This is a genomic window from Teichococcus globiformis, assembly GCF_042646265.1.
GTDB classification, from domain to species: Bacteria; Pseudomonadota; Alphaproteobacteria; order Acetobacterales; family Acetobacteraceae; genus Pseudoroseomonas; species Pseudoroseomonas globiformis.
Map to the genome: position 1 here is coordinate 38,462 of NZ_JBHRTN010000014.1, position 23,567 is coordinate 62,028.

The following is a 23,567-nucleotide window of genomic DNA, read 5'->3' on the forward strand; positions in this document are numbered from 1 at the left end:
TTACTCCGCCCCCACCTCATCCTCGTCGAGGATGAAGATGCGGCCTTCATCGGCCAGGCGCTTGGCGATGGTGATGATGTCGGCTTGCGCGTCCTCCACCGCCTTGCGGCGCTGTGCCGGCATGTTCTCGATCTCGTCGCGCATCAGCGTGGCGGCGCGTTCGGACATGCTGCCCAAGAACAGTTCGCGCAGTTCCGGTGTGGCGGCGGTCAGCGCCACCTGCAGCTTGTCGGCCGGGCAATCGGCCACCAGCGTCGCGAAGGTCGAACGGTCAACGCGGATCAGGTCATCAAAAGTGAACATGATGCGCTTGATGCGCGATGCCGCATGCGGCTCGCGGCTCTCGATCTGCTTCATCAGGTGCTCGACCAGGCCCTTGTCGGCACGGTTGAGGATCTCGGCCACGATCTGAGAGCTGTCGCGCTCATAGGAGCGGCTGAGGTTGGTGATGAACTCCTTCTGCAGCGTCTGTTCGATGTCCTGCAGCACGCCCTTCTGGATGCTGTCCATGCGCACCATGCGCAGCATGATCTCGTCCACCGAGGCCTTGGGCAGCAGCGCCAGCACCCGCGCCGCGTGCTGCGCCGGCAGTTTGGCCAGAATCACCGCGGCGGTCTGCGCCAGCTCAGTGCGGAGATAGGTTGCCAGCACCTCGGGCGAGATGTTGGCGAGCTTCTCCCACATGGTCTTGCCCTCGGGGCCGCGGATCTCGTCCATGATCTCGCTGACCTTGTCGTTGGGCAGCAGGCGGCGCAGCAGGCGCTCCGTGGTCTCGGCGGTGCCGATCACCGTGCCGGTGCGGCCAACATCGTTGCGGAACCGCGTGATGGTACGCTCCACCTGGTCGATGTCGACCTTGCCGAGATTGGCCATGGCACGGCTGACACGGCGGATCTCGTCTTCTTCCAGCCGGTCGAACAAGCCCTGGATGCGGTTCTCGTCCAGCGCCATGAACAGCACGGCGACATCGGCGAGCGGATCAGCCTTGGCCTCGACGGGGCGGACGGCACGGCGGGCTTCGGGCGCTTTCATCGGGGAACACTCCGCGGGGCGGTGTCAGGGCTGAGAAGGGGCAGCAGCAGCGTGGCCAGCAGGGCCAGCCATTCCGGCGGCAGCCCGCCGCCATGCGGCAGGCGCGCCATAATCTCGGGCAGGTCCGCCTCCGGCGGCAGAACGGTGCCGTGGCTTTCCGCCACGGCCCGCAGCCGCGCTTCCAGCGCAACGGTGTCGATGCCGCCTTCCTGCGCCATGGCGTGGCGCCAGGCCGAAGCCAGGGCACGGCGGCGGCGTGGCCGGCGTAGCTGCGGGATTTCGGGTCCGCTCATGTGGCGAAGCCGCGGGCCAGGGCGCCGGCCACCAACGACCAACCATCGACCAGCACGAAGAAGATCAACTTGAAGGGCAGGCTGACCACTACCGGCGGCAGCATCATCATGCCCATCCCCATCAGCACTGCGCTGATCGCGATGTCGATGGCCAGGAAAGGCAGGAACAACAGGAAGCCGATCTGGAAGGCCTTGTTCAGCTCGGAGATGATGAAGGCGGCGGCCAGGATATGGATCGGCACGGCGGCGCGCGGCGCGGACGGCGCAGCGCCAGCCTCGGGCTGCGTCGGCTGCCACTTGGCGATGTCGATGAACAGCGCCAAGTCGCGCTCGCGCACATTGGCTTCCATGAAGCCGCGGAACGGCGCGATGGCGCGCTCGGCAGCCATCTCCTCGGTGATGGCGCCGTCGATCAGCGGCTTCCCGGCATCGGTCCAGACGCGCTCCAGCACGGGCGCCATGACGAAGGCAGAGAGAAACAGCGACAAGCTGACAATCACTGTGTTGGGCGGCGTCTGCTGCAGGCCGAGCGCGGTGCGCAGCATGGACAGCACAACAACGATGCGGGTGAAGGACGTGGCCACCACCAGAATGCCTGGCGCGATGGCCAGAAGGGTGGTGATGACAATCAGCCCGACCACATTGGTGGTCAGGCTCTGCCCGCCGCTCGCTGCCGCCTGCGCGCCACCCGGACCAAGGCTGAGCGAGACGCTCTGGGCAAAGACCGGAGCGCTCAGCAGCAGAAAGCCGAGAACAAGGAACGTGGCCTTGAGGAGGGCTTTGCCTCCCTGGAACTCCCCTGACCAGGAAACGGATTTTCCGGGACCTTCCGGCCTCATGGCGGGGCCCGGGGTGACAGGGTCACCCCGGCGGGAGGATCCAGGGAGGGCAGCGCCCTCCCAAGCCACGGCATCAAATGGAAGCGGCATTCTGCACGCCTTCAAGACAGAGAAAAGATCAGCCGGCGGAGGACACGATCTCGGTGATCGAGATCGACAGCCGCCCGTCATCGGTGATCTGGATCTCGCCCCGCGCGATCAGCCGCTCATTGGCCATCAGGTCGATCGGCTCGCCGACCTTCTTGTCAAACTCAATCACCGAGCCGCGGCTGAGATTGAACAGGGCGGCCATGGGCAGGCGCTTGCTACCCAGCACCACCTGCACATTGACCGGAATGTCCATGATGCGCGGCTTGCGCTCGGCCAGGAACGGGTTCTCGGACTGAACGGTCTCGCTCACGGCGAAATCTCCTGGATGGTCGTTGAGGCCGGCGCGGCGGGTGCGCCAAGAAGGGCGAGCACCTGCGCCTGCAACGCGGCGGGATCGTAGAGCAGGCCGCCCTCGCCCCAGGCCAGCTCGGCCTGTCCGATGGGCAGGGCCGGATCGGGACGCAGGCGCAGCCGTTCCGGCATAACGAGCCCGTCGGTCCGAGCGGCGGCAAGGGTGTCGGGATGGGCGTGCAGGGTCAGCATATCTTCGCCGCGCTCTGTCAGCGCGGCGACGGCTAGCGCCGCCACTTCGCTGCCCACGGCACGCGACATCAGCACCGGGAACACCGCCTGCAACGCGGCACCCAGCGCTGCCCGCAGCGCGGCATCCAGTGCCCGCCGATCCTCATCGCGGCGTGACAGCAGCGCCTGCAGGGCTGCGGCACAGGCCGCCGCGCCCTGCTGGCCGCGCTTCAGAAGCTCAGCCTGCAGATCGCGCTCGGCCTCACCCCGGGCGACAACCAGACCTTCTTCTCGGCCCAGCCGCAGGCCTTCCTCAAGGCCCTGCTGCCGGCCGGCGGCGAAGGCGGCACTGCGGATGCGCTCCTCCGCCAGCATCCGGGAAGCGGTGGTGCCGTCCTCATCCGAGATCAGCGCCAGCAGCGAAGGTGGCTGATAGGGACGCATCATCCGGGCGTCCCTTCCTCGATCCAGTTGCGCACCACAGCCAGTGCTTCATCCGGGCGGTTGTCGATAATGTCGTGCAGCGCGTTGAGCGAGGACAGGCGGATCTGGATGTCCTGGCCCACCGTGGCAATGGCCTCATCCATGGCTTCGGCCTGGGCGGCCGCCAGGGCCGCTGCCGCCGCAGCCTCGGCCGCCGCCGCTTCCTCGGCTATCCGGCGCTGGCGCCGGCGCCGCATCATGAAGGCGCTGCCGCCCGCCGCGACCATCAGGCCGCCGCCCAGCAGCGCCATCTGCGCGCCGCTCAATGTCACCCCGCCGGCATCGGCGGAGATCAACGTGCCCGGCCCCTCCTCCGGCAGGAAGCGCAGCGTGTCGACGGTGACGGTGTCGCCACGCTTCTCGCTGAAGCCAACCGCCGAACGCACCAGAGCGGCGAGCCTGTCGAGTTCTTCCTTGGAGCGCGGCTGCGCCTGGCCGGCAGCATCGGTCAGCCCGTCCACGATCACGGCAACGCTGACGCGCTTCACCGCCCCCGGCTCCCGCGTCGTTTCCTCGATCTTGGAGGAAATCTCGTAGTTGATAGTTTCGTTGTTGCGCTGGCTGTTGCTGGCGCTGCGGTTGGCGTTGTTGTTGACCTGCTGGTTCGGCAGGTTCTGGCCCACCGTCACCGGTGCCTGGCCGCGGCCATCCTCGCTGTTTTCCTGCTCGGTCTGGACCTGCCGCCCCCGCTCGACCTGGCCCAGCGGATCAAAGGTTTCCTCCCGCGCCACGATGCGCGCGCCCTCGATCTCGACGGCGGCGACGGCGCGCACCTTGCCGCGGCCAACAATCGGCTCCAGCAGATCGAGCACCGCCTTCTGCAAGGCGTGCTCCTGGTTGGCGCGCATCTCGCCGATACGGCCTGCAGCGGCGCCGGTGCCACCATCGGCGGCCAGCACCACGCCGGTCGGATCCACCACCGAGACGTCCTCCTGATGCAGCCGCGGCACGGCGCCGGCCACCAGCAGCCGGATCGCCGCGGCCTGGGCAGCCCCGAGCCGCTGGTTGTTGTGCGTTGTGACGGTGACCGAGGCGGTAGGCGACGGCGCATCGCGGGAGAAGCTCTCACGCTCAGGCATCACGATGTGCACGCGGGCCGCGCGCACGCCACGCATGGTGATAATGGTCCGCGCCAGCTCGCCTTCCAGCGCCCGCAGCCGCTGCACGCGCTGCATGAAGGAGGTCATCTGCATCGGGCTAGCCTGGTCAAGCAGTTCGTAGCCCGCCCCGCCCTGGCGCGGCAGACCTTCGGCGGCCAATTGCATGCGCAGCCGCGCCACCTGGTCGGCCGGCACCATGATGCTGCCGTCGCCACGCGCGTCCACCGGGATCTTCAGCTCCTCGAGCCGCGCAGCGATGCGGCCGGCGTCGGCGGATTCGAGGCCCGCATAAAGCAGTCCTGCCGGAGTGCCGGTCGAACGCGCGACATAGCCGACCCCCAACAGTACCGCGAGACCGACCGCCGCGATGGCACCGATTTTCGCAGGCCCGAGCCGCTTCACCGTATTGCCCAGTCCACCCAGGTCGAAACCGGGCCCCAGGGTGCGAACTTGCTGCATCGACCTTCTATCGCCCCATTCTGAGCCAGGCTTCCGCCCGCGTCCCGGCGCAGCGCGGATGCTGCTGCGCCGGGATGCGGGCAGGCAGCGCCCTGGCCCTGTTCCGCTTCGCCGCCATGCCATGCGAGTCTTTTTGCTCTACTTGTTTTTGGCATAGCAATGCGAAGACAGTCCGGTTTATATCTCCCTCCACTCCACTTGTCCCGCGAAAAATCGCAACCGCCGGGAGATCCTTGGCCCATGTCCACCACCAGCGCGGATGCTTCCGCGAAAAATCAGGCAAATCCGGTCCGCCACTCTGGCAGGCGCCGCCTTATGCTGGCTCTCGCCCTGTTTCCGGTGGTGCTGGCGGCGACTGGCGCCGGCGTCTGGTTCCTGGTGCCGGGCGCCGCCGATACCGCACGGCGCTTGGCCGGGCTTGCGCCCAATGAAACAACCGAGGCTGCTGTTGCGGCACCCGCCCCGGCGGAAATGCTGAAGCCGGTCTTCGTGGAATATCCGGAGATGACGGTGACCCTGCCCAATGGTGGGCGGCCACGGCAGCTCCGTCTCAAGCTGGCGGTCGAGATACAGGCCGGCCTGGCCCCTGAGGCGCAGCCCGAGCTGATGAGCCCGCGCGTCTATGACAGCCTGGTGCTGTATCTGCGCACGCTGCGGGACGGCGAGATGGATGGGGCGTTGGCCATGGAGCGGCTGCGCGGCGATCTGCACCGCCGGCTGGAACTGGTGCTTGGTCCCAACACAGTGCGCGATGTGCTGATCACGGCCTTTGTGGTGGCCTGAAGCATGAGCGGAACCGACGAGAACCCGGTGCCTTCTCCGGCAAGCGAAGACATCGACCCAATGGCCGATTGGGGTGCTGCCGGCGTCGCCATGGGCCAGGGCGATATCGATGACCTGTTTGGTGGCGCTGAGACGGCGGCGGAGCCGGAGGCGCCGCGATCGGGATTGGAAGCATTGGTTGGTGGGGCAGTCCGCTACGAGAAACTGCCGATGCTGGACATCGTGGTGGACCGGCTGGCCCGCCTCATGACCAGCTCTTCGCGAAAATTCACAGCGGACAACGCCGATGTGGTGATCGACCGCACCCGGCCGGTGCGGGTGGGCGCCTTTCTCGACACCATCACCCTGCCGGCACTGATCGGCGTCATCCGCATCGAGGAATGGGACGGCTATTGCCTGGCCGCTCTGGATTCACGGCTGATCGGGTCCATCGTCGACATTCTGCTCGGCGGCAGGCGCAACGCGCTGCAGCCGATCGAAGGCCGCCCCTACACGCCGATCGAGCGCACCTTTGTGGAGAAGTTCGTCTCCATCGTGACGCAGGATCTGAGCAAGGCGTTCGAAGCCGTCTCGCCCGCGACCTTCACCCTGGAGCGGTTCGAGATCACCCCGGGCTACGCGCTGATCACCAAGCCAACTGCCGCCGCGCTCACTTTCCGCGCCGAGATCGCCATGGAAGGGCGTGGGGGCTTCATCGATTTCCTGCTGCCCTACTCCTCGATCGAGCCGGTGCGCGACCTGCTGAGCCAGGAAGTGCTGGGCCGCAAATCCGGCGGCGACACGATCTGGCGCAGCCATCTGGCGGAGGAGCTGCCGCGCGCCGGCATTGACCTGACAGCCGTGATCGAGAACCGCACCCTTTCCTTCGCCGAGGTGGCTGGCTGGAAGCCCGGCTCGACCCTGGTGCTGGACCGCCGGCAGGACGACCCGATCGAGGTGTTCTGCCAAGGCCTCATGGTTTGCCGCGCCGCCATCGCCGCCAAGGATGAGCGCATCGTGCTGCGCGTCGAGGATTGCGTGATCGAAAAAGGCTGGCCGGGCGATGTCACGCCGCCCGCATCCGAAGGGCTGAAGGAAAACCCATGAACCTGACACAGATCCTGGATGCTTCCGCGCTCGCAGTGCTGGCGGCTCAGGCAGGCTGGATCGGCTTGCTTTACCGTCGGATGGGGCGGTTGCGCACTACGCTGGAGGGCGCCGGGGCGGTGATCGGCCAGCTCGACACCGCCTCGCGCCGGCTAGACGATTCGGCCGGAGGCATCGTGCAGAAGGTGCGCGACGGCATTGCCGAGGTGGACAGCAAGATCGGTGCTTGCCGTCGCCTGTCGCAGGAATTGACCACCGCCTCGCGCCATGCCGAAGAGGTGGCCACACGGCTGGACCAGGCGCTGCGACAGAACCGCCGCCTGCAGACCGCCCGTGCCGCCGCGCCGCCACGCGAACTGGCCGAGCCTCTGGGCTTGGCAGAGCGCTTGGCCGGCCGGGAAGACCGTGCCTTGCCGCATGCGTCAGCCATTCCGCCGGGCAGACTGGTCGATGTTGCGCCCGAGCCGGAGGAGGCCACCATACCATCGCCTGAGCCGGCCATCGCGCTGGACGTCGCGCCGCTTCTCGCCTTGGCGATGAAACCGCACGACGTGCTGCCGGAGCCGCCATCCCTCGGCAGCGTGCTGGCAGCCGAGCTGCTCTTCGCCGAACGCGCCGCACCGGTGACAGGTGGCCTTGCCGGTCCGGTTCATGGATTGGCCCACCGGCCGGATGATCCCCGCACCGTTCGCGTGAAGCTGGACTGACGCATGATGACCGTTCCGAACCCTCCTTCCACCTTTCGGCCCCGGCAAGGCTTGGCCCGCGGTTATGGTCCCCGCCTCGGCCTGCCTCTGGTGCTGCTGGGGCTGGCGGCTCTGGTACCCGGCCGGCTGGCCGGTCTGTGGCTGGTGGAAGCGCCTGCCGCTGGTTCCGCCGCCCACTCACTGCCCGCTGCCGGCACTGCGGCAGGCTTGGTAACGCTGCGCGACGGCATGGTCGCGCGCACCGTGGTTGCGCCTGTTCTGGCGGGTCCTTTGGCCACGCCCATGGCGATGCCGGCCTCGCTAACCTCCGGTGCGGGACGGGCCAGCCCGATCGGTGAGGACCGTCCCGGCGACGGCCGGCTGCTGGTGGAAGTCGCCCGCCGCCAGGCCGAGATCGACCGCCGCGAGCGGGCGCTGGAAGCACGCGAAGCACAGTTGCGGGCGGCGGAGGCGCTGACCCGTACCCAGATCACCGAATTGACCCGTCTGCGCCAAGAGATGGAAAAGCTTGTTTCCAAGGAAAGCGCCGCGGCTGAAGGGGATCTTGACGCGCTGGTTTCACTCTATGTCAACATGCGTCCGCAGCAAGCCGCCAAGGTTCTGGAACGCATGGAACCGCTTCGCGCCGCGGCGGTTTTGCTGAAAATCCCCGAGCGTCAGGCCGGGCCGATCCTGGCCCAGATGGAACCGCCCGCGGCCCTGGCCGTAACCCAGGAAATCGCCGGGCGGCGTGAAGCCTTTCGCGGCCCATCGCCCGTTGCCACGCCCTGAGGCCTGAAGCCCCGTCTTTCTTTTCCGGAAGGGCGACGGGGCAGACTGTTCTGGCCGGCATGCTCGGCCGGAAGGCCGCCATGCCGGCCCCGGTTCAGCGCCATCAATTCCGCGCCGTCGACCCTCGGACGGGGCGATCGATCCTCCACACAGCCGCGCCAACCGCATCACAAGTCCGCCGGCGATCAGCTTCACGCACGATCAGGGAAAGAAGCGGCTTCTTGCGCGTGAACCGTGCTCATGCCCGGATCAACCGCCACAAGCATCGGGACTGGCTTCCGCGGCTCCGGCACCATCCACCACCAAGAGGCTCCGGATCGCGATAACTGGTTCCGGTTCCGCCTGCTGCAGTACCGGATCAAGCCTTTCAAAGAAGCATTGCGCGCGTCGGATGGTCCTGGAACGTCAGGGCCGGGCCCCATGCAGCCGGCCCGCCTCACCCAGCAGCGCATTGGCGGTTGGCGGCGACAAGGCCCGGTAGCCCGTGTCATCCAGCAAAGCGAAGCCGCCCTCGGCCAGCGCGGTGATGCAGCGGCGCGGCGAGGGCAGGTCGAATTCCAGATCGCAGCCCAGCATCTGTCCGGCTTCCCGATGCGCCGGAGCGGCGCCGGGCGTGGCGGCCTCCCGGGTCGCGTAGAGGCGACGGGACGCATTCAGCACCGCCTCCAGCGTGGCGGCGCGAGCCAACGGCATGGACGGTGCTTCGGGATGACGCAGTTCCAGGCGCCAAGGCAGCTCGGCCGGGCCATTGCCATCCAGATCGAGCGACCATTCGCCACGACGCGCGCTCCATGCGAGAGGAGCGGAGCCCACGAACCGCAACACGTCCTGCAAGCTGTGGCGCGGCGGCACAGACCGCAATTCGAGCCTGAGCGTCGGCAAGGCCCGTGCCGGTCGGCGCAACAACAACCAGGCGGCGGCTCCACCACCCCCTAGGAGCAGCATGGTCCAGCCTGAGGGAAGGGCAAGTTCCGGCATGGCTCCAAAGCGATAGCCCAGCCCAGCACTGGTCAGCACAGCCAGAGCGGGCAGACGCCGAAACGGAGATTGCGGCATGGGTTTCTCCACAAGGCCGGAAGCAGGAGCAAGCAGAGTAACGGCCTCACCATAATTTTTCGCAAACATTTACTAAACCATATACGCGAAAAGCGGTATGCGTTTCGATTCAACATAATGCGAAAAACTCTTGATAAGAGGAGCCAAGAGCCTGCACTATGGCGCTGAGGCCCCCCCGGCTCTCGCCCGACCTTGCTGGACATCCCCCCCATGACCGACCTTGTTCCCCCTGCCACAGCCTTCAATGAAACCATGCTGGATCATGCCGCGGCGCTGGGCCGCCGCGATGGCCTGATGGGTCAGCGGCGCGATGTCCTGCAGGAAGGGTTTGCCGCAGACGCTTTGGCCGAAACCGCCGGAGTGGCCCTGGCCGGCCTTCTCGGCGCCGCATTGCGGCAATGCTACGCCGCTGGACATTGCCATGGTGCTGAAGTCCGGCGCGAGAACGAGGCCCGCCGGCGACGTCGGGAAGCGCCGATCTTGTGCCTGTTGCCAGGTTCCGGCCTGCCACGTCCGCAGCCATTCCAGCTGCTTCCGGGCGCTGCCGGCTGACAGCAGGAGCAGGCCGCGACGTCAGGCGGCGCCGTAGGCTTTGCGCGCCTCGGCGGCGGCATCGCTGTTCTGGCGCAGGGCTTCGACCACACCGGCCGGCAGGGCGGTGCCACGCTCTTCGCCAGCGCCGCGTTGCGCGCCGGCCTTGTTCATCCGCGTGAACACTTCCATCAAGGTCGACAACATCGCCTGCTCCGGCGCATGCGCCACCCTTGCCGGAGAGCCGCTGCCCCACCAGAGCGGTTCGCTGCTGGCAATGGCCTCGCCGGGCTTCGGCGTGTGCAAGGCGGCGTTGAGTTGCACCGGCCCTTCTGGCGTGGCAAGGCCAAGCTGGGCATAGGTCTGATTCACCCGCCCGCGCAGTTTATCCATCACTTGGCGAATGGATAGCGATGCGCCGTCACTTCCGCGAAAAATAGAAGGATTGGCCCGGGCGGCATCGGGCAGAACCTGGCTCGCCGCCATGTCCGGATCACTTGCCGCCTTGGACAGCAGGGCTCGGGCCCCCCCCAAACCCAAGAAATGTCCAAGGTACAGCTCGGTGGCATCAGGCCGCCGGCCGATGGTTTTGGTCATCGCCTCCGAAAGGTCGCGCAGGTGCTCGGCGCCCAGCCGGGCCGAGATCTCGGCATTGTCGCGCAAGGCCAGGATGCGTTGGCGCAGGGCCGGATCGGAAACGTTGAGCCGGCTGCCGCTGCGGCTGATGGCGGCGGCCTCCTCGGCCAGGCCGTGTTGCGCGCCGTGCTCCTTCACCACGCTCAGCCAAGTCTGGTCGATGAACTGGAACAGGCCTCGGGCAGATGAGGTGGAGGCCTGCGCATCGGCCCGGAAACCGCTTTCCATGGCGGCCTTAGCGGCCAGAACCTCAAAGCCCATCCCGGTGGCCTGGGCAGCATTGCGCAGCGCACCTGTGACCGAGGCGTCCACAGTGTAGCGCCCGAGCGTCTCGGCGCCGCGCTGCCGCAGCGGCGTTGCAACAGGACCGGCACCGGCCACTGCGGCAGTGCCGGCTTTCTCCAGCGCGGAGGAGAGGCTGAGAGGGGTTGGCATTGATTGCTCCATCGCCTTTTGCGAAAAATGCTCGTAGCACATCGTTGTGCGAAATGATAAGAGAATGCCGCGGCCGGCCTCCGGCCCTTTGACGCAACAGCGGGACCGCGCCACGCCATGATCCAGATCGCCGGAATTATCGGAGTTTTTGTCGCTGTCTTTGGCGGCTATCTGATCGCCGGCGGCAAGATGGGGGTGATCCTTTCGGCCGTTGGGCCCGAGATGTTGATCATTGGCGGCAGCGGCTTCATGACCATGCTGATCAGCGGCGATGGCGCGCTGGTGAAGAAGACGCTCACCTCCTTCGGCAAGGTCTTCAAAGGCCCGAACTGGAAAAGCACCGATTACAGCGACCTGCTTTCGCTGCTCTACCTGCTGCTGCGGGTGCACCAGAAGGAAGGCGCGGCGAAGCTCGAAAAGCATATCGAGACGCCTGACAATTCGCCGATTTTCTCGCGCTATCCACGCATCATCCAGGACGGGGCACTGCGCGACCTGATTTGCGACACGTTGCGCTCGGTCACGCTGAACAACAAGGATCCGCACCGCATCGGCGAAATGATGGAAACCGCCATCGACAAGCGCCACGCGGAGAACATGAAGCCAGCCAAGGCGATACAGACCATGGCCGACGCCTTTCCGGCGCTCGGCATCGTTGCCGCGGTGCTCGGCATCATCAAGGCGCTGGGTGCCATTTCCGAAAGCCCTGAGGTGCTGGGTCGGATGATCGGCGCGGCGCTGGTCGGCACCTTTCTCGGCGTCTTTCTGGCCTATGGCATGATCGGCCCGATGGCCGGCCGGCTGAAGGCGATCTTCGAGGAAGAGAAGCGCATGGCCGACGTCACCCGCGCCGTGATCACCTCCTATCTGGAAAACCTGTCGCCACAGATCTGCGTCGAGATCGGCCGCCAGGCCGTGCCCTCCAAGCTGCAGCCGAGCTTCGATCAGATGGAGACGCAACTACGCGATGCCGGACGGATGAAATCCGACGGCGGCGATTCGGGCGGGGAGTGAGGCCGATGCGCCGCGCGCTGCTGTTGGCCAGCATCGCCCTGCCGCCACTGCTGGGCCAGCCGGCAGCAGCCCAGGCTCCAGCTGTGCCCGTCGCCGCTGCCGCAGAGACGGCCTCGGTTCGCGTCCGCACCGGCCAGCACAATGACCGTGGCCGGGTGGTGCTGCATTTCGGCGCTATCCCGAGCCATGAGCTGCGACGCGTCGGGAGCGAGCACGAGTTGTGGCTGCGTGGGCGCTTCCAGCTCAACTTGTCTGGCCAACGGCCACTGGCCGAACTGACCGGGATGGAGGTGCGCCAGGAAGGCGATGCCACCGTTCTGCGGCTTCGCCCCGCCTGCGACTGCGTGGTGGAGACAGGCGCCTTCGACGGTATGCTTTATGTTGATTTGCGTCCGGCCCGGACGGTCCGTGAGCCGGCATCTCCGGCCCAGCTCGCCGCTGCCCGCCGCCGCCTGCTGGACGATGCCGTGCGGCTTGGATTGCTGCGCCAGGATCAGGCGATCGCCCTGTTGCGCAGCGCTGGTTCGGTGGAGGCCTCTCCTTCGCCGGTGTCCTCGGCCGCGGCCCCTATGCCCGCCCCTGTTCCGGCCGATGTTCCGGCTGCCCCTGCCCTTTCTCCCCACGCCGCCCCACCCGCTTCCACAACAACAAAACCGCCAACGGTCGCCGGCGCCGGAACAGCAGCACCAACAGCAACCGACAGCCTGTCTAAATCCGAGATTGCGGCGCTGCGGGACACGTTGATGAGCCGCCTTGCCTTGCTGAACGGTCAGCCCTCGGCGGGCAGCGCGGCACCCGCTCGTTCGCCGATGGCCGCGACAGCACCTTCCCCGCCCCCCAATCTGATACCTGCCGCTTCTGCTGGCCCGGCCGCTCCCGAGGAGCGGCCCATGTCTGCCATGGCAACGGCACCCCTGCCCAACCCGGCCTTTCCCGCCCCCTCCGACAAGCCGGTTTGCCTGACCCCAAGTTTCAGCCTCATTGGCTGGGCTGGCATGCAGCCCTTCAACGAAGCCCTGGCCGGGCTGCGCGCGGGCCTGGCACGTTCCGACCACGGCGCCGCCGAGGCCGCCGCGCTGGCAGAGTTCTATGTCGGCCAAGAATTGCCGCGCGAAGCGCTGGAGGTTCTGTCGAACCGGCTCGGCGAGGCGCCGGGCGGCGAAGTGCGCCAGCGTCTGGAACGGGTGCGCGATGTGGCCCGCCTGCTGGGCCGCCAGCCGATCGAAGGGACCTCGCCCTTGCTGGCCGATGCGGGAGACTGCACGCCGCCCGATCTGCCGCTGTGGCAGGGACTGCTCGCCGCGTTGCGCGGCGATGCCAACAGCCTTGCCCGCCTGGCGCCCCGCATCCGCGCCGCACTGCGCGACGTGCCGGCTGGTCCGCGCCTTTCCCTTGTCGCCACCATGGCCGAGATCGTCGAGGACGATACGGAAACGCTGCGTACCCTGCTGGGTGCGCTGCGCGGCCCCGGAGCGCTGGGCGATCCGCGTCCTGAACAGACGGCGGTGCGCAGCCTGCTGATGGCGCGCCTAGCCCATGCCGAGGGCAATCGGCCGGAGGAGCTTCAACACCTTCAGGCGGCGGTGCGGAACCGCCGCAGCCTGGCCGTCCTGCAGGCGCGCATCCGTTTGGCCGCACTGCAGTTCGACCGCCCCGGCGCCGAGGGCCGCCAGGCTGAGCTGGTGCTGCTCGATGCCAGCCGCACCTTCCGCCGCGACAGCCTCGGCGAGGAAGCTGCCATCCTGTACGCCCAGCGCCTGCTGGAGCGTGGCGACATCGCTGCGGCTCTGGCCGTGGCCGACGGCGCCAGCCAGGCCATGATGCGACCCAGCGCCGAAAGCCGCGGTGCCCGCTTGGCCGCGCGCGCCCTGCGCCTGTTGCTGGTCGATGCCAAGGGCCTTGCCCTCCCGCCTGCTGGCGAGCGCCTCGCCTTGTTCTGGCAATATGAAGGCTACGCCACACCTGGCGAGCGCGGCGACGATATCCGCCGCGGCGCGGTGCAGTTGATGTTGCAGGAAGGGCTGGCTGATGCCGCACTCGACATCGCCCGACAGCTCACTCCAGCGACGCTGCTGCAGCAGGACGGGGCGTTGCTCACCGCCCGGGCAGAAGCCATGGCCAGCCAGGGTGATGCCAGGCGCGCCATGGCGCTGCTGCGGAGCCTGCCCCCTTCGGACGCGCTGCGCCGCGCCGCCAGCGTGGCCCTGACGCGTCTTGGCCAACCTGCCGACGCGGCCGAGGAACTGCGCGGTATGGAGGAGCTCGCCGACCGGCAATCGCGGGCCGGGTTGCTGTTCCAGGCACAGTCCTGGGCCGATGCCATGGCCGCCTACGGCGCCTTGCTGCGCGATCCGGAGCTGCCGCCGGACATGCGCGGTGAAGCAACGCAGCGCCTGGCCGCGGCTGCCGCTTTGGCCGGCGGCCGTCCGGACGTGCCGAACGACCTTCTGACAGCCAGTTCCAGCACCAAGGCATTGCTGCATCTCAGCGGCAACGTCCAAGCCTCGGAACGCGGTGTTTCGGCCGCCCGCGCCGCTATCGCCCGCAGCCGGCAGGTTGAACGATTGCTGCCTGATGCGGGAAGGAATTGAGATGGACAGCCCCAGCATTGTCGGCCTCTCCGGCCAGCTTGCACTGCGCCAGCAGATGGATGTCACGGCGAACAACCTCGCCAACGCGACCACAACTGGCTTCCGCGGGGACCGTACCCTGTTCCAGAGTCATGTCAGCCGACTGGCCGTGCCGGGGCGCGAGATCGCCTTTGTGCAGGACCGTGCGACCTATCTCGACACCCGGCAGGGTTCCCTGGCCGCGACCGGCAACCCGCTCGACATCGCTATTGACGGCGAAGCCTTCCTGGGGATCGAGCGCGCCGGCGGCGGCCGGGCTTACTCCCGTGACGGGCGGCTGCGCATCGACGCGCAGAACCGGCTGGTGGATCCCGGGGGACGGGCTGTGCTGGATGAGGGCGGCGCACCCATCGCCATGCCTGAGAATATCCAGCGCCTGGAGATCCGTGCCGACGGCACGCTGATCGCGACGGTCAACAACCTGCCCGAACAGGTCGGTCGCATCGGCCTGTTTCGCGGCGGCGACATGCGCGCCATCCGCAAGGGCGGCGACGGCCTTCTGGAGATCCCCCAGGCCGACGCGCAGCCGATACCCCCCAATACCTCTGGCATCCGCATCGTGCAGGGATCGTTGGAAGCCTCCACGGTGCAGCCGGTGCTGGAGCTTGCCAACATGACCACGGTGCAGCGCGCCTATGAGAACTTGCAACGCATCATCAGCGAGGATGACAGCCGCACCCGCAAGATGATCGAGGCGCTGAGCCGCCCGAACTGACCCCCTTCCTCCCCGATCCAGAAAGGACGCCCCCATGCGCGCCATGAGCATCGCGGCCACCGGCATGCAGGCCCAGCAGACCAACGTCGAGGTCATTGCCAACAACATCGCCAACGTCTCGACCACCGCCTTCACCCGGCGCAAGGCCGAGTTCCAGGACCTGATCTACCAATCCACCGAGCGCGTGGGATCGGCCTCCTCCGAGGCTGGCACGCTGCTGCCGGTGGGCACGCAGGTGGGCCTGGGCGTGCGCAACTCGGCGGTGAACCGCATCACCCTGCAGGGCTCGCTGACCGACACCGGCAACCGCTACGACCTGGCGCTGGAAGGCCGCGGCTATTTTGGCGTGACGCTGCCCGATGGCACCGTGGCCTATACCCGGGATGGCAGCTTCAAGCTGTCGAATGAAGGCCAGCTGGTGACCAGCGAAGGCTATCCGATCGAGCCCGCGATCAACATTCCCGTCGACGCCAAGGACGTCACCGTCAACCAGGCCGGCGAGGTGATCGTCACCGAGGCCAATGGCGCGCAGCAGAATGCCGGCCGGCTGAACCTGTTCATGTTCGCCAACGAGGCGGGGCTGGAGGCGATCGGCGGCAACAAGTTCCTGGAAAGCGAGGCTTCCGGCCAGCCGAATGGCGGGCTGCCCTCGGATCCCGGCTTTGCCAAGCTGCGCCAGGGCTACCTGGAGGCGTCCAACGTGAACGTCGTGCAGGAGATTACGCAGCTGATCGCGGCCCAGCGCGCCTACGAAATGAACTCCAAGGTCATCGAGGCCACCGACCAGATGCTGCAGACCGCCAACAACGTGCGCTGAAGGAGAGGTTGATGCGTCCTGAAGCTCCTCTCGCCGCGGCGCTGCTGCTGTTGGCGTTCGCGACGCCCGCACTGGCGCGCGGCGAAGTGCGCGAGGTGTGGCACGCGGCCATCGACCTCGAACCCGGCGACCGGCTGCGACCACAGGACGTGGTCGCCGCCGAGCCACGCTACAACCGGCGCGGCTATGCCGATGCGGCGGAGAACATCGCTGGCCAGGAGGTGCGACGCCGCATCCGCGCCGAGATGCCGATCATGGAACGCGACATCGGGCCGCCTCTGGCAATCCGCGCCAGCCAGACGGTGCGGGTGCTGTGGAAACATGCCGGTGCCACGCTGGAGATGGAGGGGCGAGCGGTGGAGAATGGCAGCCTGGGCGAGGAAGTGCGCATCCACAACCCGTCGAGCAGCCGTACCATCCGTGCACGGGTGGTGGGTGATGGCACCGCCGAGGTGGGAGGCTGATCATGCAGGGCCGTCTTCTTCCCCTTCTCCTGCTCGCTGGCCTTGCAGGGTGCGACACGCTGGGCCACATCCAGCGCCCACCGCCGATTTCGGCTCCCGGTGAGATCGACGGCATTCCACCCGGCAGCCAGGCGGACAATCCGCTTGCCATCGCCCTGCAGCCCCGCCCGGTGATCGGCAATGCGGCCCCCGGCTCGCTCTGGCGTCCCGGCAGCCGGACCTTTTTCCGTGACCAACGCGCCCGTACCGTGGGCGACCTGCTGACGGTTGAAATCGAAATCGATGACAGCGCCCAGTTCGACAACCGCACCGAGTTGGGACGCGAGGCGGAGCAGGATTTCAAGGTGCCGTTTCTTTTCGGATTGCAAGGCGCGCTGGGCAAGGCGTTTGGCGGCAGCCTCGATCCGGCGCTCGAACTCGGCGGCAGCAGCACCAGCAATGGCACAGGTCGGATCCGTCGCACGGAGAAGATCCGCCTGCAGGTTGCGGCCACCGTGGTGCGGGTGCTGCCGAGCGGCAATCTGGAGATCGCCGGCTCGCAGGAGATCAGGGTGAACAATGAGCTGCGGGAGTTGCAACTGCGCGGCTTGGTGCGGCCCGAGGATATCCGCCCCAACAACCGCATCGCATCCGAGAAGATCGCCGAGGCACGAATCGCCTATGGCGGCCGCGGGGTATCGAGCGATCTACAGCGCCCGCGCTGGGGCCAGCAAATCCTGGACCGTGTCCTGCCCTATTGAGGGCCGGATGTTCTGATGTCAGAACTCCCGCCTTGTTGCGGCGGCCGCTGCCGCAACAAGGCGAGGCGCAAGGCCTCGGCCACCCCTCCTCCAAGAGGAATGGGCAGCACAAACCCGGGTTGGCCATCCCGTTGCTCCAGCACCAGCCGGGTTTGCAGCGCCATCCGCTGGGCGGCAATGTTCGCGGCCAGGGTGTAAATGCCCTTTGCCTGCGTCTGCAACGGTTCGGGACCTCGCAATGCGATGTTCGTCATCATCGCCCACCGCATTTCTCCGCCTGGCCAGCGCAGCCCGGCTGCGTCGGTCGTTATTTCGATTGCGTGACGCTGCCTCACTGCCTGACGCAGCACCATCAGGGCGGCAACCGCGACAACCGCTCCGCAAAAGGCTGCGATCAGGGATATCGGCTCCCAGCGCCGGGGTACCAGCAGAACGGCGATGGCGGGCAACCCGAACAAGCCGGACAGCAGAACCGCCGCCATCAGAAAGGCTGCCGGCGCCCTGGCCGGGCGGACCAGGAACCGCCTTCCATGACCTTGCTCCACCATGGTGAAGCCGCCTTGCTTCTGGCTGGTCATCGATTGATGCCAGGCGGCGCGGAGAAAGGAAGGCGCATCGCCAAAGGTCCGTCTTGAGCGGCGCAGAAGCTACCGTCTCCCGCAGGTCGGTTGCAATGCATGGTACTTGCAACCGCCAGATCGCTCCGAGGCAACTCGGCATTTTAATACGGTAAGGGGGGATTATCGGATTTAAAAAGGGCTTTTGCGAAACCTTCATCCCCTGACTGTAGACTTCATCCACGATCCGATTGCCAGAAGGCTGAGCGAGATGCCCCCCGATCTGCGTCCCCGTCCGGTGACCTTCTCCCCAACAAGCGCGGAACTTGCCGCTTGTCTGGACTGGCGCTGGAAAGCTGCCCTGTTCCTTGTCGCGGCCAGTCCTGCAGCCTTGCTGCTGCCGGCCGCGCAGGCACCCTGGGCGGCTGCATTCTTGCTGGGATGTGCATCCTTGCTGGCGCTCTTCTCCGCCGCGCAGCAAATGCGCTATCTCCTGGAAGCCGATCCTGTCGACAGCCTGTCGGAGGATCCGCTGATCCGCCTTCAGGCGCTGCTGGAAAGTCAGCAGGGGCAGATGCATGAGGCGGCTGCGGCTGTGAGCCGTAGCGTCACTGCGGGCGCGCAACTTGCCGGACTGACCCGAAATGTTGAGCAGCGATGCCGGTGGCTGCTGGAGCATGATGCAGTGCAGCCGCAACCACAGCCTTCGGCCTCCCTGCTGGAGGAGATCCGTGCCAGCCTTGCTCTCGATCATGAAGCCATGGCTGCCACGCAGGCCCGGATTGAGGCGGCATTGTCGCAGCGACTCGACGAGTTGCTGCACCGTGTTGGGCAACTCAGCACGACACAACAGGGCAATAACATGCTGCAAGACGAGCTTTCGACCCTGCAAGCCATGTCGCATGGCTGGGCCGCGCAGATCGAGCATGCAGCGTATCGCGAGGCCTCGCTCGGCGATGCAGCCCGCTATCTCACTGAAACAGCCGATCGACTGCGGGACGGGACGCAGGCGGTGGAGCGCCACGCAGTGAGACTGCAAGCCCTGATCAGCATGTCGACGCATCGACAGGATGGTGCAGCCGTGGTCCAGGCGGGCCTGCTGACACAGCTGGAAACCATGCTGCAGCAGGCCGCCTCCCCGGGCTCGGCAGAGATCCCCGCCATAGCGGATGCTCCACGCGGGTTCTGACGTCAGAACTTCAGCAACGCATCAATCCTCTGGCGCAAGGCACGCAGAGCGGCGCGCTCTTCCTCAGGCCGTCGCCTGCCGACGTGGTGCTGCCGTTCAAGTCGGGCAATAGCCCGTTCCAAGGCAGCAAGCGGTTCTGAAGAAGAGGAGGGTTCCGGTCGAACGGCTCCTGCCTGCGCAGCGCGGATGGCGCGGATGGTCAGCGTTCCGGCCAGCGCCTGATGCAACAGGCGCTGGCGTATAGCCCCATCTTCTAACCGGGCCAACTCGACCAGGAGGTTGCGCGGCAGATGGCCGGCACGTTCCAGGAATTCTTCCGGCAAAGTCAGCAGCCGCAATGTGGCACTAATTTCCGCCGGGCTGCTGCCGAGCAGCGTTGCGGCTCTCGCCTGGCTGATCCCTTTGCTCGACAACAGCCGGCGGATCCCTTGTGCCGCTTCTACCGGCGTAAGATCCACACGTTGCAGGTTTTCCAGCAGCGCCGCGATCTCGGCATCCCCGGCGTGCTCAATGGCCAGAAGGCTGGGCCAGCCATTCAGCTGCGCTGCGCGCCAGCGTCGCTCACCGGCCACCAAGATCCATTGCCCTCGCTGCACGGGGTCGCGCCGCAGCAGCACCGGCTGCAGCTGACCCTCTGCCTGCATGGTGGTGGCCAAGGCCTGGATCTCAGCTGGGTCGAAATGTCGTCTCGGCTGTTCCGGATCCGGTCGGACGTCGGACAGTTTCACTTCGATGGAGTGCCGGAAGCGGCTGTCGCTCGGCACCAGAGCCTCGGATGCGCTGCCGATCGCCGACATGGCGGCACCCAGTACAGGTGAGGCGGCTTTCCGATTACCGACCATGTTCAGGCTCCAACGCCGGGGAGGGAAGATCCGCACGAGGCAGGTCGCCCCCGGCCAGCAAAGCTGTTGCCAGCCTGCCGTAAACCGCAACTGCCGAAGCTGTGGGAGAAGCTTCCAGTGCGATGCGGCCATTGCGGGCGGCATGGCCGAAGACGGCGCTGGAAGGCACGGCCTCCAGCACGGGCGCCCGCTCGCCCATGGCCACGATGAGCTGGCTGAGCACTTCCCGATCCACGGATTTCCGCGCGCCAAATTGGGTAGGCAGAATTCCCGCCACGCGCAGCGCAGGGTTCAGGCGGCGTTGCACCTTGCCGATGGTGGACAGGATCAGGCCCACGCCCATGCTGTCGTAAGGCTCTGTGCGGACAGGGATCAGCACGGCATCGGCGGCGGTCAAACCCATCACGGTCAGCACGCCGAGATTGGGCGGAGCATCCACAATGATGACGTCGTAGCGATCACGGACGGCTTCCAGCGCCTCACGCAGCGCCACATCGAAGCCAGGCTCGCGCCGCCCATCGGTTTCGGCCAGATCGATGTGGCTCGGCACCAGATCGAACCCCGCCTGGCCATTCAGCAATGGATCGTCCTGGGTAAAGATCGCCTGCTCCAGCGGAAGGTCGCGGAGGATGACATGCGCCATGGTACGGCCCTGGCGATAAGCCTCCACACTGCCCACAGCCATCATGGCGACGGAGGCTGTGGCCTGCGGGTCCAGGTCGGCCAGCAGAACGCGGGCGCCGCGTCGTGCCAAGCCACAGGCAAGGTTGAGCGCCGATGTGGTCTTGCCAACGCCGCCCTTCTGGTTGGCCAGAACGATGATGCGGGCATGGCGTGGGCGGTCCTCCGCCATGCCCTGCACAGCCCGGATCACTTCCTCGGGAATAGGCTCGCGCCCGTTCTCCCAGCGGGAAACCCGTGGCTTGTCGTAGGAGCGGTCAAGGCCGCGATTCAGTGCATCCTTCAACTCAGACTGGCTCAAGCGCAACTGCTGGCGCAAGGCACGCAACCCGGCTCCGTCCATTCCAATACCCTCATGGCGTTCTGACACCAGTTCAGGCATGGATCATTGAGAGGAGATCCGTCAACGTCAACAAGTACCGTTGACGTTGACAGGATGCTCAGCGGTGCATGGCTCCGCGAGGAGCGAAGACCAGGGCGCGAAAGCGTTCAACCGCCTCGGGGAGGCTGTCCGCTGCCCAATACACCACGTCGCGTACCCTGTCGGCTTGGCTGTTCCCGGCCATGGCCAGAGCGGAGAAGGGCAAAGTTTCCATTTCGCCGCGAAACGCTTGACCCCGTCCTCCTGGCCAAGCGCGAATAAAGGCGGTCTGCAGGTGCGTCCAAGGGCGATCCAGGGGAACTGTTCCCAACGCAGTCAGATGCGCGCAGCACCAGACAGGTGGCAGGCCCGGCTCCCGCTGCATGGCAACGAAGTCAGGCGCAAGACACAACACCCGGTCCGTCGCTGCTTCAGCTCCACCGGGTGGTGCATGCGCGGCGGCAAGCGCGGCTGCGATCGCCTGGGTCAGTGCGGTCGCTTCGCCCGTGGCTGTGCTGCGATGGCCGGTCGCCAGATCTTGCGTTTCTGTATGCCAGTGGACTGCCCCGCCGTCCTGCCAGCGACCGCTTGCCGAGCTTAGCCGGCATTCGTGCCGGTGCGTGGCACCATTCTTGTCGCGCGGCCAGCCCGGAGCGGCCGTGGTGAAGGCGCAGGCGCGCCGAACCGGGCCAGGCAGGTCAGTGCTGCCGTCAATCTCAATGAAATGCGGCGCCACAAACCGGGGCACGAGCAGCTGTGCCGTCATGCTGGCACCCATACCAAATCGTACGAGCCAGGAAGTGGGGCCGGGCCATTCTGCCAAAGGATGAGTCGGGACATGGGAGAAGACACATTCCGTTCTGCTCACCGGAAATCTACCGCCTTTTCGCCGGAAGGACAGGCGTCAGATGCCTCAAAATGGAGACTTTTCTCTGAAAATGCTTATGATCTGTTAAATAGGAATGAGCTTCTTCACCTCCACCCAAAGGTTTTTCGACCTTCTGGTAAGGACAACCCGATGTCTCTTCGGACTATGTCTCTATTCGTGTTGGTGCTGGCTTTGGGCATCACAGGACTGGCGGTGCTCTGGCCCCGAAGCGAGGTTGCTTCGCCAGTCTGTGGAGCGAGCTGTAATCAATCATCTTATCGTCCCGCATGGGCGGGAACGGAACGAGCAGAGCGATTCGCCAGCGTTTTTCGCTAATCGTCAGACGAATTTTTGACCGTGATGTAGTAGACCTTGTAAGCGTTGCAGATCTTTCTCTGCTTGTTCAGCCCGAAGGGCGCAAAGCCGGCGCCGGCTCTGTTCCTGTATTAAAGCGATCTCAGCCTCGGCCAAACGCTGCGCCAGGTTATTCAAGGTCGTTTCCAAGGCCTGTTCGCGGCGCGAATGGAAGGTGTCGCGGTTGAACAGCCAGGCAGGCCCGAAGCGGACGCCAATTGGCTTCGCAGCCTGGATTGATTTCCGCCATGGGCCTCTGACATTCATGATCTGGGCGCAGACATGGCGCGCAGCACAAAGAGCCGGTGTGACGCGATGTCTACCATCCGCCGCATACGCTCAAGCCACACTTTCTCCGCATCCTGCATGTTGCTGAAGGGCCCGTGCAGTTCTTCGGTTCCGGCTTCCAGTTCCGTGAAGCTTGTGTCGCGGAAGATCCCGCCCCAGACCACCCAGATCTCGCGGCTGCTCAGGGGATCGCTCATCTTTTATCCTTCCGTTCTGGAATCAGGCCAGGTTTCGACCTTTCGGCCGCTTGTTCGCCGCTTTTCTTAGCGGGCGCAACGTATGCGGATTTTCAGCCTTTTGGCAGGGCCGCTTCCATGACGTTGCCGCGGCAGAAGAAGAGCCAGCTTTGGCAGTTTCCTTGCACGGTGGTTCAGAACCACGACTCCCATGCCCAACATGAGCAAAAGAAGGCCAATGAAAAAGCCGTTCTCCGCCAAAGGAGAAAATGGGCTCAGGAATAAGCTGCTACTTGCCAGCAACAAGGCTGGGCCAGCCAAGTGAAGAAGGGGCATCTGGGATTCTCCCAAGGAAGCGGTTCAGCAGTCGATCCGACCTTACTTCATTCATACAGGCTGGCCCTGTGTCTTTCAACGTTTTTCGCATTCTTTGGGCGTTAAGGCAGCGTTCCGGCAGGTACCGCTTTGGCAACAATAATCGCGGAAACGTGATAGCCAATTGGCCTTCCTTAAAAGATGTCGGCGTTACGACGAGCTCTTCATGATGGAAGCGAAGCTTGGCTTTTCTCTGCTGTCTCGGCTGATGGACTATCTACCTGGGATTGATATTTTTGTTGTTACTCAGAAGCCTTGTCGTCATTTCACCGACATTGTTCCGAGCAGCTGTTTTCAGGCATCCATGTTTCAGCACCGGCAAACCAGGCTTCACCTTATTGATCTGTTGAATCAGTTACCAAGTCATAAAGTTATACAGTTATGCCCCTGGTTTTCTGCTTAAGAAACAAAGCTGTAGATCCATAATTTGTCGGCGTGGCGACGAGTCTGCGTCGGTGTGGTGCCGAGTCTTTGTCGGCTTGACGACGAGTCTGCGTCGGCGTCGCGACGATGATATGTCGGCGTCAGGACGAGCCTGATAGGCCGTGTCGGCGTCGCGACGAGTCCAGGCTGTGGATAACCTGCGGTGTGTTAGGCAACGGGCCTGCGTAACTGGTCTGGCAAGGATGTCGGCGTGGCGACGAGTCTTGAGGGGAAAAGACTCGTCGCCACG

Annotated in this window: 26 protein-coding genes; 12 read left to right on the forward strand and 14 right to left on the reverse strand. The window is 65.8% G+C overall.

Going from position 1 to position 23,567, the window contains the following annotated elements:
* Genes ACFOD4_RS13870 through fliF form a run of 6 tightly spaced genes read right to left on the reverse strand, consistent with a single transcriptional unit; the run spans nt 1 to nt 4,818 of the window.
* The gene (locus ACFOD4_RS13870; RefSeq protein ID WP_379597311.1) at nt 1-1,032 is read right to left on the reverse strand and encodes a flagellar motor switch protein FliG; all 1,032 of its coding nucleotides are present in this window, start codon (nt 1,030-1,032) and stop codon (nt 1-3) included.
* Nucleotides 1,029-1,325 carry a hypothetical protein gene (locus tag ACFOD4_RS13875; protein ID WP_379597312.1) on the reverse strand — a complete coding sequence of 99 codons (297 nt, stop codon included), beginning with the start codon at nt 1,323-1,325 and terminating at the stop codon, nt 1,029-1,031. The genes ACFOD4_RS13870 and ACFOD4_RS13875 overlap by 4 nt, the downstream gene beginning before the upstream one ends.
* Entirely contained in the window at nt 1,322-2,254 is a 933-nt protein-coding gene (gene fliP / locus ACFOD4_RS13880; RefSeq protein ID WP_379597313.1) for a flagellar type III secretion system pore protein FliP, read from the reverse strand. The genes ACFOD4_RS13875 and fliP overlap by 4 nt, the downstream gene beginning before the upstream one ends.
* A gap of 28 nt (nt 2,255-2,282) precedes the next feature.
* On the reverse strand, nt 2,283-2,564 hold the full coding sequence (locus ACFOD4_RS13885; RefSeq protein WP_379597315.1) for a FliM/FliN family flagellar motor switch protein: 282 nt from the start codon (nt 2,562-2,564) through the stop codon (nt 2,283-2,285).
* Nucleotides 2,561-3,223, reverse strand: a complete 663-nt coding sequence (locus ACFOD4_RS13890; protein WP_379597317.1) for a hypothetical protein — start codon at nt 3,221-3,223, stop codon at nt 2,561-2,563. Before ACFOD4_RS13890 ends, ACFOD4_RS13885 begins: the two co-directional genes overlap by 4 nt.
* Nucleotides 3,220-4,818, reverse strand: coding sequence for a flagellar basal-body MS-ring/collar protein FliF (fliF, locus tag ACFOD4_RS13895; RefSeq protein WP_379597319.1), 1,599 nt, complete (start codon nt 4,816-4,818; stop codon nt 3,220-3,222). Before fliF ends, ACFOD4_RS13890 begins: the two co-directional genes overlap by 4 nt.
* Before the next feature lie 315 nt (nt 4,819-5,133).
* On the opposite strand from fliF, the gene ACFOD4_RS13900 reads away from it, so the two are divergent.
* The 4 genes from ACFOD4_RS13900 to ACFOD4_RS13915 are packed head-to-tail and all read left to right on the forward strand — an operon-like array spanning nt 5,134 to nt 8,165.
* Entirely contained in the window at nt 5,134-5,601 is a 468-nt protein-coding gene (locus tag ACFOD4_RS13900; protein WP_379597320.1) for a flagellar basal body-associated FliL family protein, read from the forward strand.
* 3 nt (nt 5,602-5,604) lie between these two features.
* Entirely contained in the window at nt 5,605-6,687 is a 1,083-nt protein-coding gene (locus tag ACFOD4_RS13905; RefSeq protein WP_379597321.1) for a FliM/FliN family flagellar motor switch protein, read from the forward strand.
* A complete protein-coding gene (locus ACFOD4_RS13910) occupies nt 6,684-7,394 on the forward strand; it encodes a hypothetical protein (protein ID WP_379597323.1) in 711 nt (236 codons plus the stop codon). The genes ACFOD4_RS13905 and ACFOD4_RS13910 overlap by 4 nt, the downstream gene beginning before the upstream one ends.
* 3 nt (nt 7,395-7,397) lie before the next feature.
* Nucleotides 7,398-8,165, forward strand: coding sequence for a MotE family protein (locus tag ACFOD4_RS13915; protein WP_379597324.1), 768 nt, complete (start codon nt 7,398-7,400; stop codon nt 8,163-8,165).
* A gap of 405 nt (nt 8,166-8,570) precedes the next feature.
* Here the strand turns inward: ACFOD4_RS13915 and ACFOD4_RS13920 are convergent, their stop codons facing one another.
* The gene (locus tag ACFOD4_RS13920; RefSeq protein WP_379597326.1) at nt 8,571-9,221 is read right to left on the reverse strand and encodes a hypothetical protein; all 651 of its coding nucleotides are present in this window, start codon (nt 9,219-9,221) and stop codon (nt 8,571-8,573) included.
* Nucleotides 9,222-9,431: 210 nt separating this feature from the next.
* On the opposite strand from ACFOD4_RS13920, the gene ACFOD4_RS13925 reads away from it, so the two are divergent.
* Complete coding sequence (locus ACFOD4_RS13925; RefSeq protein WP_379597327.1) at nt 9,432-9,773, forward strand: hypothetical protein; 342 nt, start codon at nt 9,432-9,434, stop codon at nt 9,771-9,773.
* Nucleotides 9,774-9,794: 21 nt separating this feature from the next.
* Here the strand turns inward: ACFOD4_RS13925 and ACFOD4_RS13930 are convergent, their stop codons facing one another.
* On the reverse strand, nt 9,795-10,823 hold the full coding sequence (locus ACFOD4_RS13930; RefSeq protein WP_379597328.1) for a lysozyme family protein: 1,029 nt from the start codon (nt 10,821-10,823) through the stop codon (nt 9,795-9,797).
* A gap of 117 nt (nt 10,824-10,940) precedes the next feature.
* Between ACFOD4_RS13930 and motA the strand changes: the two genes are divergently transcribed.
* The 6 genes from motA to flgH are packed head-to-tail and all read left to right on the forward strand — an operon-like array spanning nt 10,941 to nt 17,203.
* A complete protein-coding gene (motA, locus tag ACFOD4_RS13935; protein WP_379597330.1) occupies nt 10,941-11,837 on the forward strand; it encodes a flagellar motor stator protein MotA in 897 nt (298 codons plus the stop codon).
* A gap of 5 nt (nt 11,838-11,842) precedes the next feature.
* Entirely contained in the window at nt 11,843-14,428 is a 2,586-nt protein-coding gene (locus ACFOD4_RS13940) for a hypothetical protein (RefSeq protein WP_379597331.1), read from the forward strand.
* 1 nt (nt 14,429) lies between these two features.
* Entirely contained in the window at nt 14,430-15,182 is a 753-nt protein-coding gene (gene flgF, locus ACFOD4_RS13945; RefSeq protein WP_379597333.1) for a flagellar basal-body rod protein FlgF, read from the forward strand.
* A gap of 34 nt (nt 15,183-15,216) precedes the next feature.
* A complete protein-coding gene (flgG, locus tag ACFOD4_RS13950; RefSeq protein WP_379597334.1) occupies nt 15,217-15,999 on the forward strand; it encodes a flagellar basal-body rod protein FlgG in 783 nt (260 codons plus the stop codon).
* Between the two features lie 11 nt (nt 16,000-16,010).
* Nucleotides 16,011-16,463 carry a flagellar basal body P-ring formation chaperone FlgA gene (flgA, locus tag ACFOD4_RS13955; protein WP_379597335.1) on the forward strand — a complete coding sequence of 151 codons (453 nt, stop codon included), beginning with the start codon at nt 16,011-16,013 and terminating at the stop codon, nt 16,461-16,463.
* A 2-nt stretch (nt 16,464-16,465) separates the two neighbouring features.
* Nucleotides 16,466-17,203, forward strand: a complete 738-nt coding sequence (gene flgH / locus ACFOD4_RS13960) for a flagellar basal body L-ring protein FlgH (RefSeq protein WP_379597336.1) — start codon at nt 16,466-16,468, stop codon at nt 17,201-17,203.
* Here the strand turns inward: flgH and ACFOD4_RS13965 are convergent.
* Nucleotides 17,197-17,781: a hypothetical protein gene (locus ACFOD4_RS13965; RefSeq protein WP_379597338.1), complete on the reverse strand. Its 585-nt coding sequence runs from the start codon at nt 17,779-17,781 to the stop codon at nt 17,197-17,199. The two genes, flgH and ACFOD4_RS13965, sit on opposite strands and share 7 nt — an antisense overlap.
* A 250-nt stretch (nt 17,782-18,031) precedes the next feature.
* Between ACFOD4_RS13965 and ACFOD4_RS13970 the strand changes: the two genes are divergently transcribed.
* Nucleotides 18,032-18,949, forward strand: a complete 918-nt coding sequence (locus ACFOD4_RS13970) for a hypothetical protein (RefSeq protein ID WP_379597340.1) — start codon at nt 18,032-18,034, stop codon at nt 18,947-18,949.
* A 2-nt stretch (nt 18,950-18,951) separates the two neighbouring features.
* Here the strand turns inward: ACFOD4_RS13970 and ACFOD4_RS13975 are convergent, their stop codons facing one another.
* The 5 genes from ACFOD4_RS13975 to ACFOD4_RS13995 form a co-directional block, all read right to left on the reverse strand.
* Nucleotides 18,952-19,791 carry a ParB/RepB/Spo0J family partition protein gene (locus ACFOD4_RS13975; protein ID WP_379597341.1) on the reverse strand — a complete coding sequence of 280 codons (840 nt, stop codon included), beginning with the start codon at nt 19,789-19,791 and terminating at the stop codon, nt 18,952-18,954.
* Nucleotides 19,781-20,854, reverse strand: coding sequence for a ParA family protein (locus tag ACFOD4_RS13980; RefSeq protein WP_379597342.1), 1,074 nt, complete (start codon nt 20,852-20,854; stop codon nt 19,781-19,783). Before ACFOD4_RS13980 ends, ACFOD4_RS13975 begins: the two co-directional genes overlap by 11 nt.
* Before the next feature lie 58 nt (nt 20,855-20,912).
* The gene (locus tag ACFOD4_RS13985; protein ID WP_379597344.1) at nt 20,913-21,599 is read right to left on the reverse strand and encodes a hypothetical protein; all 687 of its coding nucleotides are present in this window, start codon (nt 21,597-21,599) and stop codon (nt 20,913-20,915) included.
* 441 nt (nt 21,600-22,040) lie between these two features.
* The gene (locus tag ACFOD4_RS13990; RefSeq protein WP_379597346.1) at nt 22,041-22,322 is read right to left on the reverse strand and encodes a hypothetical protein; all 282 of its coding nucleotides are present in this window, start codon (nt 22,320-22,322) and stop codon (nt 22,041-22,043) included.
* Nucleotides 22,319-22,540, reverse strand: coding sequence for a DUF4170 domain-containing protein (locus tag ACFOD4_RS13995; protein WP_379597347.1), 222 nt, complete (start codon nt 22,538-22,540; stop codon nt 22,319-22,321). Before ACFOD4_RS13995 ends, ACFOD4_RS13990 begins: the two co-directional genes overlap by 4 nt.
* Between the last annotated feature and the right edge of the window lie 1,027 nt (nt 22,541-23,567).

Excerpts from the sequence above, each read along its gene's own strand:
- motA (WP_379597330.1), top strand. The coding sequence starts at position 10,941 with ATGATCCAGATCGCCGGAATTATCGGAGTTTTTGTCGCTGTCTTTGGC.
- flgG (WP_379597334.1), top strand. The coding sequence starts at position 15,217 with ATGCGCGCCATGAGCATCGCGGCCACCGGCATGCAGGCCCAGCAGACC.
- ACFOD4_RS13905 (WP_379597321.1), top strand. The coding sequence starts at position 5,605 with ATGAGCGGAACCGACGAGAACCCGGTGCCTTCTCCGGCAAGCGAAGAC.
- ACFOD4_RS13925 (WP_379597327.1), top strand. The coding sequence starts at position 9,432 with ATGACCGACCTTGTTCCCCCTGCCACAGCCTTCAATGAAACCATGCTG.
- flgF (WP_379597333.1), top strand. The coding sequence starts at position 14,430 with ATGGACAGCCCCAGCATTGTCGGCCTCTCCGGCCAGCTTGCACTGCGC.
- ACFOD4_RS13995 (WP_379597347.1), bottom strand. The coding sequence starts at position 22,540 with ATGAGCGATCCCCTGAGCAGCCGCGAGATCTGGGTGGTCTGGGGCGGG.
- ACFOD4_RS13970 (WP_379597340.1), top strand. The coding sequence starts at position 18,032 with ATGCCCCCCGATCTGCGTCCCCGTCCGGTGACCTTCTCCCCAACAAGC.
- ACFOD4_RS13890 (WP_379597317.1), bottom strand. The coding sequence starts at position 3,223 with ATGATGCGTCCCTATCAGCCACCTTCGCTGCTGGCGCTGATCTCGGAT.
- fliF (WP_379597319.1), bottom strand. The coding sequence starts at position 4,818 with ATGCAGCAAGTTCGCACCCTGGGGCCCGGTTTCGACCTGGGTGGACTG.
- ACFOD4_RS13940 (WP_379597331.1), top strand. The coding sequence starts at position 11,843 with ATGCGCCGCGCGCTGCTGTTGGCCAGCATCGCCCTGCCGCCACTGCTG.
- ACFOD4_RS13920 (WP_379597326.1), bottom strand. The coding sequence starts at position 9,221 with ATGCCGCAATCTCCGTTTCGGCGTCTGCCCGCTCTGGCTGTGCTGACC.
- ACFOD4_RS13870 (WP_379597311.1), bottom strand. The coding sequence starts at position 1,032 with ATGAAAGCGCCCGAAGCCCGCCGTGCCGTCCGCCCCGTCGAGGCCAAG.
- flgH (WP_379597336.1), top strand. The coding sequence starts at position 16,466 with ATGCAGGGCCGTCTTCTTCCCCTTCTCCTGCTCGCTGGCCTTGCAGGG.
- ACFOD4_RS13875 (WP_379597312.1), bottom strand. The coding sequence starts at position 1,325 with ATGAGCGGACCCGAAATCCCGCAGCTACGCCGGCCACGCCGCCGCCGT.
- ACFOD4_RS13990 (WP_379597346.1), bottom strand. The coding sequence starts at position 22,322 with ATGAATGTCAGAGGCCCATGGCGGAAATCAATCCAGGCTGCGAAGCCA.
- flgA (WP_379597335.1), top strand. The coding sequence starts at position 16,011 with ATGCGTCCTGAAGCTCCTCTCGCCGCGGCGCTGCTGCTGTTGGCGTTC.
- ACFOD4_RS13930 (WP_379597328.1), bottom strand. The coding sequence starts at position 10,823 with ATGCCAACCCCTCTCAGCCTCTCCTCCGCGCTGGAGAAAGCCGGCACT.
- ACFOD4_RS13900 (WP_379597320.1), top strand. The coding sequence starts at position 5,134 with ATGCTGGCTCTCGCCCTGTTTCCGGTGGTGCTGGCGGCGACTGGCGCC.
- ACFOD4_RS13980 (WP_379597342.1), bottom strand. The coding sequence starts at position 20,854 with ATGCCTGAACTGGTGTCAGAACGCCATGAGGGTATTGGAATGGACGGA.
- ACFOD4_RS13965 (WP_379597338.1), bottom strand. The coding sequence starts at position 17,781 with ATGACCAGCCAGAAGCAAGGCGGCTTCACCATGGTGGAGCAAGGTCAT.
- ACFOD4_RS13915 (WP_379597324.1), top strand. The coding sequence starts at position 7,398 with ATGATGACCGTTCCGAACCCTCCTTCCACCTTTCGGCCCCGGCAAGGC.
- ACFOD4_RS13975 (WP_379597341.1), bottom strand. The coding sequence starts at position 19,791 with ATGGTCGGTAATCGGAAAGCCGCCTCACCTGTACTGGGTGCCGCCATG.
- ACFOD4_RS13985 (WP_379597344.1), bottom strand. The coding sequence starts at position 21,599 with ATGACGGCACAGCTGCTCGTGCCCCGGTTTGTGGCGCCGCATTTCATT.
- fliP (WP_379597313.1), bottom strand. The coding sequence starts at position 2,254 with ATGCCGCTTCCATTTGATGCCGTGGCTTGGGAGGGCGCTGCCCTCCCT.
- ACFOD4_RS13910 (WP_379597323.1), top strand. The coding sequence starts at position 6,684 with ATGAACCTGACACAGATCCTGGATGCTTCCGCGCTCGCAGTGCTGGCG.